The organism is Pseudomonas sp. CCC3.1 (assembly GCF_034347405.1).
Taxonomy (GTDB): Bacteria; Pseudomonadota; Gammaproteobacteria; order Pseudomonadales; family Pseudomonadaceae; genus Aquipseudomonas.
In genome coordinates, this window is the sequence record NZ_CP133778.1 from 1313860 (window position 1) to 1329065 (window position 15206).

Genomic DNA, 15206 nt, shown 5'->3' on the forward strand with positions numbered 1-15206 from the left:
TATGAGGTGAAGCCATGTTAAATCGCGAGCTCGAAGTCACCCTCAATCTTGCCTTCAAGGAAGCCCGCTCAAAGCGTCATGAATTCATGACGGTCGAGCACCTCCTTTTAGCGCTCCTGGATAATGAGGCGGCCGCAACCGTTCTACGCGCCTGTGGCGCAAACCTCGACAAACTCAAGCATGACCTGCAAGAGTTTATTGATTCCACGACTCCCCTGATCCCTGTCCACGACGAAGACCGTGAAACTCAGCCAACCCTGGGCTTTCAGCGTGTTTTGCAGCGTGCCGTATTCCACGTGCAAAGCTCCGGCAAGCGTGAAGTCACGGGCGCTAACGTTCTGGTTGCGATTTTCAGCGAGCAAGAAAGCCAAGCGGTGTTCTTGCTCAAGCAGCAGAGCGTTGCGCGCATTGATGTCGTCAACTTTATTGCCCACGGCATCTCCAAAGTGCCGGGCCATGGCGATCACTCCGAAAGTGAGCATGAAATGCAGGATGAAGAGGGCGGCGAACCGTCGTCTTCAAGCAATCCTCTGGATGCTTACGCCAGCAACCTGAACGAGCTGGCCCGTCAGGGTCGTATCGATCCGCTGGTGGGGCGCGAAGTGGAAGTTGAGCGCGTTGCTCAGATCCTGGCGCGTCGCCGTAAAAACAACCCGCTGCTCGTAGGCGAGGCAGGCGTGGGTAAAACCGCGATTGCTGAAGGTCTGGCCAAGCGCATCGTCGACAATCAAGTGCCTGACTTGCTGGCGAACAGCATCGTCTACTCCCTTGACCTCGGCGCCTTGCTGGCCGGTACCAAGTACCGCGGCGACTTCGAAAAACGCTTCAAGGCGTTGCTCGGTGAGCTCAAAAAACGCCCTCAGGCGATTTTGTTCATTGATGAAATCCACACCATCATCGGTGCGGGCGCGGCATCTGGTGGCGTGATGGACGCCTCTAACCTGCTCAAGCCTTTGTTGTCCTCGGGCGACATCCGCTGCATAGGTTCGACCACGTTTCAGGAGTTTCGCGGGATCTTCGAAAAAGACCGTGCCTTGGCGCGCCGCTTCCAGAAAGTTGACGTGTCCGAGCCTTCGGTTGAAGACACCATCGGCATTCTGCGTGGCCTCAAAGGCCGCTTCGAGCAGCATCACGGGATCGAATACAGTGATGAAGCCCTGCGCGCGGCCGCTGAACTGGCTTCGCGTTACATCAATGATCGGCACATGCCGGACAAGGCCATTGATGTCATCGACGAGGCGGGTGCTTACCAGCGCCTGCAGCCGGTTGAAAAGCGCGTCAAACGCATCGAAGTGGAACAGGTTGAAGACATCGTGGCGAAAATCGCCCGTATTCCGCCTAAGCACGTATCCAGCTCTGATAAAGAGCTGCTGCGTAACCTTGAGCGCGACCTCAAGCTGACCGTGTTTGGCCAGGATGCGGCGATTGATTCCCTGTCGACGGCCATCAAGCTGTCGCGTGCCGGGCTTAAGTCGCCTGACAAACCTGTTGGTTCGTTCCTGTTCGCGGGCCCGACCGGTGTCGGTAAAACTGAAGCTGCACGTCAGTTGGCCAAGGCGCTGGGTGTTGACCTGATTCGCTTTGACATGTCTGAGTACATGGAGCGCCACACCGTATCGCGTCTGATCGGTGCCCCTCCAGGCTACGTGGGCTTTGATCAGGGTGGTCTGTTGACCGAAGCCATCACCAAACAGCCGCATTGTGTGCTGCTGCTCGATGAAATCGAAAAGGCGCACCCGGAAGTCTTTAACCTGCTGCTGCAGGTCATGGACCACGGCACGCTGACCGATAACAACGGGCGCAAGGCTGACTTCCGTAACGTGATCATCATCATGACCACCAACGCGGGGGCCGAAACGGCTTCGCGGGCATCGATCGGGTTTACGTTCCAGGATCACGCCTCCGATGCAATGGAAGCGATCAAGAAGAGCTTCACCCCTGAGTTCCGCAACCGCCTGGACACCATCATTCAATTTGGTCGCCTCAGCCATGAGGTTATCAAGCATGTGGTGGACAAGTTCCTCACCGAGCTGCAAGTGCAGTTGGAAGACAAGCACGTGCAACTTGTGGTGACCGATGCCGCACGCGGCTGGCTGGCGGCTGGCGGTTACGACGTGACCATGGGCGCCCGCCCGATGGCGCGTCTGATTCAGGACAAAATCAAGCGTCCACTGGCTGAAGAGATTCTCTTTGGCGAGCTGGCTGATCATGGCGGCGTGGTTAATATCGACCTCAAAGACGGCGAGCTGATCTTCGAGTTTGAAACAGACGTTGAAATGGCTTGATGTGACCGTGAAATAAAGAAAGCGCCGAAAGGCGCTTTTTTTATGTGTCCACCCTGCTGGGGCTGCCGACGGCCGTTCCTGCGGGGGTTGGCGTGCGCCATATCGCAGGCAAACAAAAACGCCCGGCAGAGCCGGGCGTCTTGTATTGACTTGATTAGCGAGCGCGGTAAGTGATGCGCCCTTTGCTCAAGTCATAGGGCGTCAGCTCGACGCGCACTTTGTCACCGGTAAGAATACGAATGTAGTTCTTGCGCATCTTGCCGGAAATATGCGCGGTTACGACGTGCCCATTTTCCAACTCCACACGAAACATGGTGTTGGGCAGGGTGTCGACGACAGTGCCTTCCATTTCGAAGCTGTCTTCTTTCGACATGCAGTAAAGCCCTCGGTGTCCAATGAATGGCCCGGTGCAACTGCGCCAGGCAAAAGCGGCGTGCATTGTGCCCGAAAAATGGGGTTTAAGCCAAGGGGTTCAGTTAAGAGTGCTCCATCTCTGATTAATCAGCAGCTCAATGGGCCTGTATTCGGTCTTGTAATTCATCTTTTTGCAGTTCTTGATCCAGTACCCCAGGTACAACGCTTCCAGCCCCAGGCGACTGGCTTCGGCGATCTGCCACAAAATGCCGTAGCGCCCCAGACTGCGGCGTTCTTCGCCAGGTTCGTAGAAGGTATAAACCGCCGATAACCCATTGGGCAAAACGTCGGTGACGGCCACTGCCAGCAAGCGCCCGTCGAGGCGAAATTCGTAGAATGTCGAGAACGGCAGGTCGCGCACTAAAAAAGTCGAAAATTGATCACGGCTCGGTGGAAACATGTCGCCATCAGCATGCCGTTGCTCGATATAGCGCTGGTAAAGATCAAAGTATTCGTCGCTGAAACTGGGCTTGGCGGCTTGCACGTGCAAGTCGGCATTGCGCTTGAAAATACGTTTTTGCTGACGGTTGGGAGTAAAGAGCGCCACAGGTATGCGCGCAGGGGTGCAAGCGTCGCATTTCAGGCAATGTGGCCGGTAGAGATGGTCGCCGCTGCGCCGAAAGCCCATTTCGGACAAGTCGGCATAGACCTGCACATCCATCGGCTGGCTGGGGTCGAGGAACAGCGTGGTGGCCTGTTCTCCGGGCAGGTAGCTGCAAGCGTGAGGTTGAGTGGCATAAAACTTCAAACGCGCCAGCTCGGTCATGATTGGCCCTCGGGAAATCTTTGAATTAAGTGTAAGCCAGCTAAAAAAACTCGCCTATAAAACCCACTGCGCGGTTGTAGGCTGATCTAGATGTTTATGTAGGTAATCGGCGAATTGCTGGCGTGAAATTGAGCGCGCACCCAGGCTTTCGAGGTGGCTGGTCGGCATTTGGCAGTCAATCAGCACAAATCCCCACGCCTTCAATTGCCTGACCAGCGTCGCGAAACCAAACTTTGAGGCATTGTCTGCACGGCTGAACATGGATTCACCGAAGAATAGCTGGCCCATGGCCAGCCCATACAAGCCTCCCACCAGCTCGCCGTTATCCCAGACTTCAACCGAGTGAGCGTGGCCGCGAGCGTGCAGCTCGATGTAGGCATTCTGCATTTCATCGGTAATCCAGGTGCCATCCGCATAGCTGCGCGGTGCTGCACAGGCTTGAATAACCCCCGCAAAATCACGGTCAAAACTCACCTGGTAACGTTGCTGGCGTAACAATTTACCCAAGCTGCGTGAGACGTGCAGTTCTTCGGGGAACAGCACTGTGCGCGGGTCAGGCGACCACCAGAGAATCGGCTGGCCCTCGGAAAACCACGGGAAGCAGCCATGGCGATAGGCCTGGATCAGCCGATCTGCCGACAGGTCTCCACCTGCCGCCAACAGCCCGTTGGGCTCACGCATGGCCTTTGTCAGAGGGGGGAATGTCAGGGTGTCGCGTTTTAACCAGGTCAGCATGGCAATCAGTCTTACAGAAGAGGGGAGGGTGGCTGCAACTCTGTCGCGTTAATGCGGTCTCAGTCGATCTGGCCCGTGGCTGTTTTGACAGTGGTATAAGTCTTTGTCACAAAAGGCAATGCATGCTCAAATTGGCGGCTCTCGGGCTAGGCGCGAGGCGTAAGCAATCGGCGCAGGCGCCAGCATGGCATCAACGGCTTAAACCCGTACAATGGCCCGCCTGTTTGAGCTGTTCTAAACTGCACAACATTCATCGTGTTCCATGGCGGGCTGGTCATGGAGTGCGAGTCATATTACAAGGCTGTGTGCAAGGCTAGTCCAGTTTCATGTCTGAACTTGTCACCTGCTCGATTTGAGCAGTATTTTGCAGTCAATCAATAGTTGGGCGCGCCACAGGCGCAGGAAAAGACGCGTTTTGAAGAAATCCACAGCAGCACCTAAAACAGTTCCACTCTGGCGTCAGCAGCTGCACTACCGGCTCAAGGAAGGTGCACTGCTTGCTATTGGCGCGTTATGCCTGTTTCTGATGATGGCCTTGCTCACCTACGGCAAGGACGATCCCGGCTGGAGCCATAACAGCCGTGTTGTGGACGTGCAGAACTTCGGCGGGCCTGCGGGCTCCTACAGCGCTGACATTCTGTTCATGGTGCTGGGCTATTTTGCCTACATCTTCCCGTTGCTGCTGGCGATCAAGGCGTATCAGATCTTCCGCGAGCGGCATCAACCCTGGCAGTGGAGCGGTCTGCTGTTTTCGTGGCGTCTGGTCGGCCTGGTGTTTCTGGTCATTTCGGGCGCAGCCTTGGCGCACATTCACTTCCACTCAGCCAGTGGCTTGCCTGCGGGCGCTGGCGGTGCACTGGGTGAAAGCCTCGGTGATCTGGCGAAAAATGCCCTGAATATCCAGGGCAGCACCTTGCTGCTGATTGCCTTGTTCCTGTTCGGTTTGACGGTATTTACTGATTTGTCGTGGTTCAAGGTCATGGACCTGACCGGCAAAATCACTCTCGACCTGTTTGAACTGATTCAGGGCGCTGCCAATCGTTGGTGGTCAGACCGCAATGAGCGCAAGCAACTGGTTGCGCAACTGCGTGAAGTGGACACCCGCGTTAGCGAAGTGGTCGCGCCGAGCGTTCCCGACAAGCGCGAGCAGGCCAAGGCCAAAGAGCGCCTGATTGAGCGTGAGCAGGCACTGACCAAGCACATGTCCGAGCGCGAAAAGCACGTGCCAGCAGTGATTGCCCCTGCACCGACCAAAGCGCCAGAGCCAAGCAAGCGCGTGCAAAAAGAGAAGCAAGTGCCACTGTTTGTCGACAGCGCAGTTGAAGGCACTTTGCCGCCGATTTCGATTCTTGATCCGGCCGAGAAGAAGCAGCTCAATTACTCCCCTGAATCCCTGGCGGCCGTTGGCCACTTGCTTGAAATCAAGCTCAAGGAGTTCGGGGTCGAGGTGACCGTTGACTCGATCCACCCTGGCCCGGTGATTACCCGTTACGAGATTCAGCCAGCAGCCGGGGTCAAGGTTAGCCGTATCGCCAACCTGGCCAAAGACCTGGCACGCTCGCTGGCCGTGACCAGCGTGCGGGTGGTTGAAGTGATCCCCGGTAAAACCACGGTGGGTATCGAGATCCCTAACGAAGATCGCCAGATCGTGCGCTTCTCCGAGGTGTTGTCGACGCCCGAGTTTGATAACGCCAAGTCGCCTGTGACGTTGGCCCTGGGCCATGACATCGGCGGTAAGCCGGTCATCACTGACTTGGCAAAAATGCCGCACTTGCTGGTCGCCGGTACCACCGGTTCTGGTAAGTCGGTAGGCGTGAACGCCATGATCCTGTCGATTCTGTTCAAGTCGGGGCCGGAAGACGCCAAGCTGATCATGATCGACCCGAAAATGCTTGAGCTGTCGATCTACGAAGGCATCCCGCATTTGCTGTGCCCGGTCGTGACTGACATGAAGGACGCGGCCAACGCCTTGCGCTGGAGCGTTGCCGAGATGGAGCGCCGTTACAAGCTGATGGCCAAGATGGGCGTGCGTAACCTGGCGGGCTTCAACCAGAAGATCAAAGACGCCGAGGCCGCTGGCGAGCCGATCAGTGACCCGCTGTACAAGCGTGAAAGCATTCACGACGAAGCGCCGCTGCTGACCAAATTGCCGACCATCGTGGTGGTGGTTGACGAGTTTGCCGACATGATGATGATCGTTGGCAAAAAGGTTGAAGAATTGATCGCCCGCATCGCCCAGAAGGCGCGGGCCGCAGGGATCCACTTGATCCTCGCGACCCAGCGCCCTTCGGTAGACGTGATCACCGGCTTGATCAAGGCCAACATTCCGACCCGAATGGCGTTCCAGGTATCGAGCAAAATTGACTCGCGGACCATCATCGACCAGGGCGGCGCCGAACAATTGCTCGGACACGGTGACATGCTCTACATGCCGCCCGGCACCAGCCTGCCGATTCGGGTACACGGCGCGTTCGTTTCAGACGATGAAGTACACCGTGTGGTTGAGGCGTGGAAGCTGCGTGGCACGCCGGACTACAACGAAGACATCTTGTCGGGCGTTGAAGAGCCGGGCAGTGGCTTTGACGGCGGCAGCAGCGAAGGCGGCGATGACGCTGAAACCGATGCGCTGTATGACGAAGCTGTCCAGTTTGTACTGGAAAGCCGGCGTGCTTCGATCTCTGCGGTCCAACGCAAATTGAAGATCGGCTACAACCGCGCGGCGCGTATGATCGAGTCCATGGAAATGGCCGGGGTTGTGACCTCGATGAACACCAATGGCTCGCGCGAAGTGCTGGCACCTGCCCCGATGCGCGACTGACCTGCTCGCGGAAAATCCGCGAGCAGCATTCAACTAATCAATGAGGATTTTCATGCGTCTTATCAGCATGTTGTTGCTGCCAGTCTTGGCTTTCTCTTCTCTTTCGGCTCATGCAGACGCAGACAGCGTGAAACGTCTTGGCCAATTGCTCGGCGCGTCCAACACCATCACGGCACGTTTCTCACAGCTCACGCAGGATGGTAGCGGCACGCAATTGCAGGAAACGGCCGGTGAAATGTCGGTCAAGCGTCCAGGCCTGTTCTACTGGCACACCGATGCGCCGAACGAGCAGACGATGATCTCCGATGGCCAGAAAGTCACCCTATGGGACCCCGATCTTGAGCAAGCTACCATCAAGAAGCTCGATCAGCGCCTGACTCAAACCCCAGCCTTGTTGCTGTCGGGTGACGTATCGAAAATCAGCGAAAGTTTCGACATTACCTCCAAACAGGCTGGCGACGTGATGGACTTCACGCTCAAGCCCAAGACCAAGGACACTCTGTTCGACTCCCTGCGCCTGTCGTTTCGCGGCGGCAAGATCAACGACATGCAGTTGATCGACAGCGTCGGCCAGCGCACCAACATCCTGTTCAACGGGGTCAAGGTCAACGAAGACATTCCGGCTTCCAAGTTCAAGTTCGACATCCCGAAAGGGGCTGATGTGATTCAGGAATAAACCGCAAGACCTGTGGGGGCGACGACCCACAAAACCTGCCAGAGGTTTCGTAAGTAGTGATGGATCTGTTTCGAAGTGCCCCGATTGCCCAACCCTTGGCTGCCCGTTTGCGTGCCGCCAATCTGGATGAGTACGTCGGTCAGGAACACCTGCTCGCGCGCGGCAAGCCCCTGCGCGAAGCGCTGGAGCAGGGCGCGCTGCATTCGATGATCTTCTGGGGCCCACCGGGGGTGGGTAAAACCACCTTGGCGCGACTGCTCGCAGAAGTGTCGGATGCGCACTTTGAAACGGTCTCGGCGGTGCTGGCCGGGGTTAAGGAGATCCGTCAGGCGGTTGAAATCGCCAAGCAGCAAGCCGGCCAGTACGGGCGACGGACCATCCTGTTTGTCGACGAAGTGCATCGATTCAACAAATCCCAGCAAGATGCTTTTTTGCCCTACGTCGAAGATGGCACCTTGATCTTTATCGGTGCTACTACTGAAAACCCGTCCTTTGAGCTCAACAACGCACTGCTGTCGCGAGCGCGGGTGTACGTGCTCAAAAGCCTCGACGAAGCGGCTTTGCGCAAACTGGTGCAACGTGCGCTCACCGAAGACAAAGGCTTGGGTAAACGTGGTTTGACCCTTAATGATGAGGGCTTTCAAACGTTGCTCAGGGCCGCCGATGGCGATGGCCGGCGTTTGCTGAATCTGCTGGAAAACGCCTCGGACCTGGCCGAAGACCACAGTGAAATCGGTGTCGACCTGCTGCATGACCTGCTGGGCGACACCCAGCGGCGCTTCGACAAGGGCGGGGAGGCGTTTTACGACCAGATCTCGGCTTTGCACAAATCGGTACGCGGCTCCAATCCGGATGGTGCGCTGTACTGGTTTGCTCGCATGATCGATGGCGGTTGCGACCCGCTGTACATCGCCCGCCGGGTGGTACGTATGGCCAGCGAAGACATCGGTAACGCCGACCCGCGAGCCTTGAGTCTGTGTTTGTCGGCCTGGGACGTGCAAGAACGCCTCGGCAGCCCCGAAGGCGAGCTGGCCGTGGCGCAAGCCATCACGTATCTGGCCTGTGCGCCTAAAAGCAACGCGGTGTACATGGGCTTCAAGACCGCATTGCGCAGTGCTGCCGAGTACGGCTCGCTCGAAGTCCCGCTGCATTTGCGCAATGCGCCGACCAAGCTCATGAAGCAATTGGGTTATGGCGACGAATACCGCTACGCCCATGACGAACCTGATGCGTATGCTGCCGGTGAAGACTACTTCCCGGATGAGCTGGAGCCGCTACCGTTGTATCAGCCCGTCCCGCGCGGGCTTGAATTGAAGATTGGCGAGAAGCTTAAACACCTGGCCGCACTTGATCGGGCCAGCCCTCTACAGCGGAGAAAACCTTGATTCCTTTGATCGCTGCGGTAACGGTGGGCGGTATTGCAGGCACTTTATTGCGATTCGCAACGGGCAATTGGGTTAACGCCAATTGGCCAAAGCACTTCTATACCGCGACATTGGCCGTTAATATCGTGGGCTGCCTGCTGATTGGCGTCCTTTACGGGCTTTTTTTGATCCGCCCGGAAGTACCGATTGAAGTCCGTGCCGGACTGATGGTCGGTTTCCTGGGTGGCTTGACCACTTTTTCATCCTTTTCACTGGATACGGTGCGCCTGCTTGAAAGCGGGCAAGTGCCTTTGGCACTGGGCTATGCAGCCATCAGCGTATTCGGCGGGCTGCTCGCGACCTGGGCTGGCCTGTCCCTGACCAAACTTTGATAAACGAGAAACCGACATGCTCGATTCCAAACTGTTACGTACCAACCTTCAGGACGTAGCGGATCGCCTGGCATCCCGTGGCTTCAAGCTGGACGTGGCGCGCATCGACGCGCTGGAAGCCAAGCGTAAAGAAGTTCAGACCCTGACCGAGCGCCTGCAGGCTGAGCGCAATGCCATCTCCAAGAGCATTGGCCAGGCCAAGGCACGCGGCGAAGACATCGCGCCACTGATGGCCAGTGTAGAAACCATGGGCAGTGACTTGGCCAATGGCAAGGTCGAACTGGACGCGATCCAGACCGAACTGGACTCGATTCTGTTGAGCTTGCCGAACCTGCCGCACGAATCGGTACCGGTCGGTGCAGACGAAGACGGCAACGTCGAAATTCGTCGTTGGGGCACGCCTAAAGCCTTTGATTTCGAGATCAAGGACCACGTCGCCCTGGGCGAGCAATACGGCTGGCTGGACTTCGAAACCGCCGCCAAGCTGTCCGGCGCCCGTTTCGCCTTGTTGCGCGGCCCGATCGCTCGCCTGCACCGTGCCTTGGCACAGTTCATGATCAACCTGCACATCAACGAGCACGGCTACGAAGAGGCTTACACGCCTTACCTGGTACAGGCGCCTGCGCTGCAGGGCACTGGCCAGTTGCCTAAGTTCGAAGAAGACCTGTTCAAGATCAGCCGCGAAGGCGAAGCCGATCTGTACCTGATCCCGACGGCTGAAGTGTCGCTGACCAATATTGTGTCGGGCGAAATCGTCGATCACAAATCGCTGCCGATCAAGTTCGTGGCTCACACCCCGTGCTTCCGCAGCGAAGCCGGTGCGTCGGGCCGTGACACCCGCGGCATGATTCGCCAACACCAGTTCGACAAAGTTGAAATGGTACAGATCGTTGAGCCGTCGACCTCGATGGACGCGCTGGAAGGTCTGGTCGGCAATGCTGAAAAAGTGCTGCAACTGCTTGAGCTGCCGTATCGCACCCTGGCGCTGTGCACGGGCGACATGGGTTTCAGCGCCGTTAAAACCTACGATCTCGAAGTGTGGATCCCGAGCCAGGACAAATACCGCGAAATTTCGTCGTGCTCTAACTGCGGTGATTTCCAGGCTCGTCGCATGCAAGCGCGTTTCCGTAACCCGGAAACCGGCAAGCCTGAACTGGTTCACACCCTCAATGGTTCCGGTCTGGCGGTAGGCCGTACCCTGGTTGCCGTGTTGGAAAACTACCAGCAAGCAGACGGTTCGATCCGTGTGCCAGAAGTGCTCAAGCCTTACATGGGCGGTATTGAGGTCATCGGCTAAATGGAGTTTCTGCCGCTGTTTCATAACCTGCGGGGCAGCCGTGTACTGGTGGTCGGTGGTGGGGAGATTGCCCTGCGCAAATCCCGGCTGCTGGCCGATGCCGGTGCGGTGTTGCGGGTCGTTGCACCCGCTATAGAGCCCCAGCTGTGCGAGTTGGTAAACAGTAGCGGTGGTGAGCTGGTGTTGCGTGGCTATGTTGAGGCCGACCTTGACGGGTGCGGGCTGATCATCGCTGCCACTGACGATGAGCCGCTCAACGCCCAAGTGTCTGCAGATGCCCATCGACGTTGCGTGCCGGTAAACGTAGTCGACGCGCCCGCGCTGTGCAGCGTGATCTTCCCGGCCATCGTCGATCGTTCACCGTTAGTGATTGCCGTCTCCAGCGGGGGGGACGCACCCGTGCTGGCGCGGCTGATTCGCGCCAAGATCGAAACCTGGATTCCATCGACCTACGGTCAGTTGGCAGGCCTTGCCGCGCGCTTTCGGACACAGGTCAAAGGCTTGTTCCCGGATGTGCAGCAGCGCCGTGGTTTCTGGGAAGACGTGTTCCAGGGCCCGATTGCCGACCGGCAACTGGCCGGGCAGGGCGCCGAAGCCGAGCGTTTGCTGCTGGCCAAGATCAATGGCGAAGCGGCGCAGACCACCGGCGAGGTTTACCTCGTGGGTGCCGGGCCGGGTGATCCTGATCTGCTGACCTTTCGTGCGCTGCGCTTGATGCAACAGGCGGATGTGGTGCTGTACGACCGTTTGGTGGCCCCGGCCATTCTGGAACTGTGCCGTCGCGATGCTGAGCGCGTCTATGTGGGCAAACGTCGGGCTGATCACGCGGTGCCGCAAGACCAGATCAACCAGCAATTGGTGGATTTGGCCAAACAAGGCAAGCGCGTGGTACGGCTCAAAGGTGGCGATCCGTTCATCTTTGGTCGTGGCGGCGAAGAAATCGAAGAGTTGGCTGCCCACGGGATTCCGTTTCAGGTCGTGCCGGGCATTACGGCTGCCAGTGGGTGCGCGGCTTACGCCGGGATACCGTTGACGCACCGCGATTACGCGCAGTCTGTGCGCTTCGTGACCGGGCACTTGAAGGATGGCACCAGCAATTTGCCGTGGAACGACCTGGTTGCTCCGGCGCAAACGTTGGTGTTCTACATGGGCCTGATCGGTCTGCCGATTATCTGTGAGCAACTGATTGCCCATGGTCGTTCGGCAGATACCCCGGCAGCGCTGATCCAGCAAGGCACCACCTCCAATCAGCGTGTGTTTACGGGCACATTGAAGGACTTGCCGACCTTGGTCGCGGAGCACGAAGTGCATGCGCCAACCTTGGTGATCGTCGGCGAAGTGGTGTTGCTGCGTGAGAAGCTGGCGTGGTTCGAAGGCTCCCAGTCGCAGGTTTAACGGCGCGGCAAAAAACTATGTAGGAGCGAGCTTGTCTCGCGATCTTTTGATCTTTTAAAAGATCGCGAGCAAGCCCGCGCCCTCAGTGTTTACATGCGTCTTTCAGCTCCTGTTATCCCCCACCAAACTCTCAACTGACGGCACCCGCGTATCGCTTTCCATCTGCGCATCGTGCTCCAACTGGTGACTAAAGCGATCCAGTGAACCTTGTGCGGGCTGCGCATCACTGGCAAATACCGGTGGGCTCAGCAGGTAGGCACTCAACAAACGGCTCAACGCCGCCAGGCTATCAATGTGGGTCCGCTCGTACCCATGCGTCGCATCACAGCCAAACGCCAGCAACGCACACCGAATATCATGCCCCGCGGTCACCGCCGAATGTGCATCGCTGAAGTAATAGCGGAACATGTCACGACGCACCGGCAGCTCGTTTTGGGTCGCCAAATTCAATAAATGCCGCGACAAGTGGTAGTCATACGGCCCGCCCGAATCCTGCATGGCCACGCTGACCGCATGCTCACTGGAGTGCTGGCCCGGCGCAACCGGAGCAATATCAATGCCTACAAACTCACTCACATCCCACGGCAATGCTGCCGCGGCGCCGCTACCGGTTTCTTCCGTGATGGTGAACAACGGGTGACAGTCGATCAGTGGTTGTTCACCGCTGTCGACGATGGCTTTGAGCGCGGCCAGTAACGCCGCAACGCCAGCCTTGTCGTCCAGATGCCGTGCGCTGATATGCCCGCTTTCGGTGAATTCAGGCAATGGATCGAACGCGACAAAGTCGCCAATGTTGACCCCCAGCGAATCGCAGTCCGCACGGGTGGCGCAGTAAGCGTCCAGGCGCAGTTCGATGTGGTCCCAGCTCACGGGTAATTCGTCCACACCCGTGTTGAACGCGTGGCCCGAGGCCATTAATGGCAGCACGCTTCCGCGAATCACGCCATTGTCGGTAAACAGACTGACCCGGCTGCCTTCGGCAAAACGGCTTGACCAGCAACCCACCGGTGCCAGCACCAGCCGGCCGTTGTCTTTGATCGCCCTGACGCTGGCGCCAATGGTGTCCAAGTGCGCAGAAACGGCGCGATCCGGGCTGCTTTGCTGGCCTTTGAGTGTGGCGCGCAAGGTGCCGCGACGCGTCAGTTCGAACGGAATGCCCAACTCGTCCAGCCGTTCGGCGACATAGCGCACGATGGTGTCGGTGAACCCGGTCGGACTGGGGATAGCGAGCATTTCCAGGAGTACCCGTTGCAGGTATTCCAGGTCAGGTTCTGGTAGGGCGTGACTCATAAAAGCTCCTTTTGCGGGAGAGACAGTTCAAGGTGCGGGCTGACTGTGGGGAAACAACAAATCAATAAAGCGCTCGGCGGTGGGCTGGGGTTCATGGTTGGCCAGGCCTGCACGTTCGTTGGCTTCGATAAAGACGTAATCGGGTTGATCGGCGGCGGGCACCATCATGTCCAGTCCAACCACCGGAATATCCAGTGCGCGAGCTGCGCGAATCGCCGCATCGGCCAGTACCGGGTGAAGCGTTGCCGTGACGTCTTCAAGGCAGCCGCCCGTGTGCAAGTTGGCGGTGCGTCGCACGGCCAGTAATTGGCCAGCGGGCAGGACGCTGTCGTACTCATACCCCGCGGCCTGCACGGCCCGCAGGGTTTCAGCGTCCAGTGGGATCCGGCTTTCGCCCTGTGTCGCCGCTTGGCGACGGCGGCTTTGGGCCTCGATCAATTGCTGGACGTTGTGCTGACCATCGCCGATCACTTGCGCCGGGCGCCGTATGGCGGCCGCAACCACGTCAAAACCGATCACCACGATGCGCAGGTCGTGACCTTCGTGAAAGCTTTCGAGCAGCACCCGGCTGTCAAAGGCTTGGGCCGCCTTGATTGCTTCTTGCACGTGCTCAATGGTTTGCAGGTCGACAGCCACGCCATTGCCTTGTTCGCCATCCAGTGGTTTGACCACCACTCGCCCGTGCTCTTCCAGAAACGCCAGGTTGTCATCGGCATTGCCCGCACGCTGTTGCGTCGGCACGTTCAAGCCCGCATTGCTCAACACGCCATGGGTCAGGCTTTTGTCCTGGCACAGGCTCATGCTGATGGCGCTGGTCAGGTCGCTCAGCGATTCGCGGCAACGAATGCGCCGCCCCCCGTGGTTGAGCGTGAACAGCCCAGCGCTGGCGTCATCAATATGCACATCAATTCCGCGCTTATAAGCCTCTTCCACCAGAATCCGCGCATAGGGATTAAGCCCCGCTTGCGGGCCCGGGCCGAGAAACAGTGGCTGATTGATGCCGTTTTTACGTTTGATGGCAAACGTCGACAACGTGCGAAAACCCAGCTTGTTGTAGAGACTTTTCGCTTGCAGGTTGTCATGCAGCACCGACAAGTCGAGGTAACTCAAACCCCGGCTCATAAAGTGCTCGACCAAGTGTCGCACCAACACTTCGCCTACGCCGGGGCGCGAGCATTGCGGGTCAACGGCCAGGCACCACAGGCTGCTGCCGTTTTCGGGGTCATGAAAAGCGGTGTGATGATTCAAGCCCATTACGCTGCCAATCACCGCGCCGCTGTCTTCGTCCTCGGCCAGCCAGTACACGGGACCGCCTTTGTGCCGCACCGTGAGTAAGTGCGGGTCGACAGGCAACATGTTGCGCGCCTGATACAACGTATTGACTGCGCTCCAGTCGGCTTCATTGTGTACGCGACGAATGCGGAAACCGCGAAACACCCGGGTCGCCGGGCGGTAATCGGTAAACCACAGGCGCAACGTGTCCGAAGGGTCGAGAAACAACTGTTGCGGTGATTGCGCCAATACTTGCTGGGGGGCCGCAACGTACAGCGCTATGTCGCGTTCACCTGTTTGCTCGTTTAGAAGCTCGTCGGCCAAGCTGGCCGGATCGGGAAAAGTGTGCCCGATCAGCACCCGGCCCCAGCCACAGTGCACGGCGGCAGGCGTTGTGCCCAGTTCGCCACCATCTTCGGCAAGGCGTGCTTGCAAGCGCTCATAAGAGGGCGTTTGGCCACGTATCAGGCGTTGGCTGTAAGCCGTAGCAAGGGGTTTCATG

Annotated in this window: 12 protein-coding genes; 7 read left to right on the forward strand and 5 right to left on the reverse strand. The window is 58.1% G+C overall.

Annotated features, from left to right (window positions below):
• Nucleotides 1-14: 14 nt before the first annotated feature.
• Nucleotides 15-2285, forward strand: a complete 2271-nt coding sequence (gene clpA, locus RHM56_RS05940) for an ATP-dependent Clp protease ATP-binding subunit ClpA (protein WP_322239502.1) — start codon at nt 15-17, stop codon at nt 2283-2285.
• 154 nt (nt 2286-2439) lie between these two features.
• Here the strand turns inward: clpA and infA are convergent, their stop codons facing one another.
• The 3 genes from infA to aat form a co-directional block, all read right to left on the reverse strand.
• Nucleotides 2440-2658, reverse strand: coding sequence for a translation initiation factor IF-1 (gene infA, locus RHM56_RS05945; RefSeq protein ID WP_002553999.1), 219 nt, complete (start codon nt 2656-2658; stop codon nt 2440-2442).
• Nucleotides 2659-2757: 99 nt separating this feature from the next.
• On the reverse strand, nt 2758-3465 hold the full coding sequence (locus RHM56_RS05950; protein ID WP_322239504.1) for an arginyltransferase: 708 nt from the start codon (nt 3463-3465) through the stop codon (nt 2758-2760).
• Nucleotides 3466-3519: 54 nt separating this feature from the next.
• A complete protein-coding gene (gene aat / locus RHM56_RS05955; protein WP_322239506.1) occupies nt 3520-4200 on the reverse strand; it encodes a leucyl/phenylalanyl-tRNA--protein transferase in 681 nt (226 codons plus the stop codon).
• 415 nt (nt 4201-4615) lie between these two features.
• Here aat and RHM56_RS05960 point away from each other — a divergent pair, with 415 nt between their 5' ends.
• From RHM56_RS05960 to cysG, 6 genes are read left to right on the forward strand one after another with little or no spacing between them, the layout of a single operon-like run.
• Nucleotides 4616-7018, forward strand: a complete 2403-nt coding sequence (locus RHM56_RS05960; protein ID WP_322239508.1) for a DNA translocase FtsK — start codon at nt 4616-4618, stop codon at nt 7016-7018.
• 52 nt (nt 7019-7070) lie between these two features.
• A complete protein-coding gene (lolA, locus tag RHM56_RS05965) occupies nt 7071-7694 on the forward strand; it encodes an outer membrane lipoprotein chaperone LolA (RefSeq protein ID WP_322239510.1) in 624 nt (207 codons plus the stop codon).
• A gap of 59 nt (nt 7695-7753) precedes the next feature.
• Nucleotides 7754-9079: a replication-associated recombination protein A gene (locus RHM56_RS05970; RefSeq protein ID WP_322239512.1), complete on the forward strand. Its 1326-nt coding sequence runs from the start codon at nt 7754-7756 to the stop codon at nt 9077-9079.
• The gene (crcB, locus tag RHM56_RS05975; protein WP_048387754.1) at nt 9076-9450 is read left to right on the forward strand and encodes a fluoride efflux transporter CrcB; all 375 of its coding nucleotides are present in this window, start codon (nt 9076-9078) and stop codon (nt 9448-9450) included. Before RHM56_RS05970 ends, crcB begins: the two co-directional genes overlap by 4 nt.
• Before the next feature lie 16 nt (nt 9451-9466).
• Entirely contained in the window at nt 9467-10747 is a 1281-nt protein-coding gene (serS, locus tag RHM56_RS05980; protein ID WP_322239515.1) for a serine--tRNA ligase, read from the forward strand.
• Entirely contained in the window at nt 10748-12142 is a 1395-nt protein-coding gene (gene cysG, locus RHM56_RS05985) for a siroheme synthase CysG (RefSeq protein ID WP_322239517.1), read from the forward strand.
• 102 nt (nt 12143-12244) lie between these two features.
• Here the strand turns inward: cysG and RHM56_RS05990 are convergent, their stop codons facing one another.
• The gene (locus RHM56_RS05990) at nt 12245-13432 is read right to left on the reverse strand and encodes an osmoprotectant NAGGN system M42 family peptidase (RefSeq protein ID WP_322239519.1); all 1188 of its coding nucleotides are present in this window, start codon (nt 13430-13432) and stop codon (nt 12245-12247) included.
• 27 nt (nt 13433-13459) lie between these two features.
• Nucleotides 13460-15205, reverse strand: coding sequence for an N-acetylglutaminylglutamine synthetase (gene ngg / locus RHM56_RS05995; protein ID WP_322239521.1), 1746 nt, complete (start codon nt 15203-15205; stop codon nt 13460-13462).
• Nucleotide 15206: the final 1 nt, after the last annotated feature.

What these genes read in the sequence shown, in the direction of transcription:
- RHM56_RS05990 (WP_322239519.1), bottom strand. Translation starts at nt 13,432, where the DNA reads ATGAGTCACGCCCTACCAGAACCTGACCTGGAATACCTGCAACGGGTA.
- ngg (WP_322239521.1), bottom strand. Translation starts at nt 15,205, where the DNA reads ATGAAACCCCTTGCTACGGCTTACAGCCAACGCCTGATACGTGGCCAA.
- infA (WP_002553999.1), bottom strand. Translation starts at nt 2,658, where the DNA reads ATGTCGAAAGAAGACAGCTTCGAAATGGAAGGCACTGTCGTCGACACC.
- RHM56_RS05950 (WP_322239504.1), bottom strand. Translation starts at nt 3,465, where the DNA reads ATGACCGAGCTGGCGCGTTTGAAGTTTTATGCCACTCAACCTCACGCT.
- lolA (WP_322239510.1), top strand. Translation starts at nt 7,071, where the DNA reads ATGCGTCTTATCAGCATGTTGTTGCTGCCAGTCTTGGCTTTCTCTTCT.
- RHM56_RS05970 (WP_322239512.1), top strand. Translation starts at nt 7,754, where the DNA reads ATGGATCTGTTTCGAAGTGCCCCGATTGCCCAACCCTTGGCTGCCCGT.
- clpA (WP_322239502.1), top strand. Translation starts at nt 15, where the DNA reads ATGTTAAATCGCGAGCTCGAAGTCACCCTCAATCTTGCCTTCAAGGAA.
- serS (WP_322239515.1), top strand. Translation starts at nt 9,467, where the DNA reads ATGCTCGATTCCAAACTGTTACGTACCAACCTTCAGGACGTAGCGGAT.
- aat (WP_322239506.1), bottom strand. Translation starts at nt 4,200, where the DNA reads ATGCTGACCTGGTTAAAACGCGACACCCTGACATTCCCCCCTCTGACA.
- cysG (WP_322239517.1), top strand. Translation starts at nt 10,748, where the DNA reads ATGGAGTTTCTGCCGCTGTTTCATAACCTGCGGGGCAGCCGTGTACTG.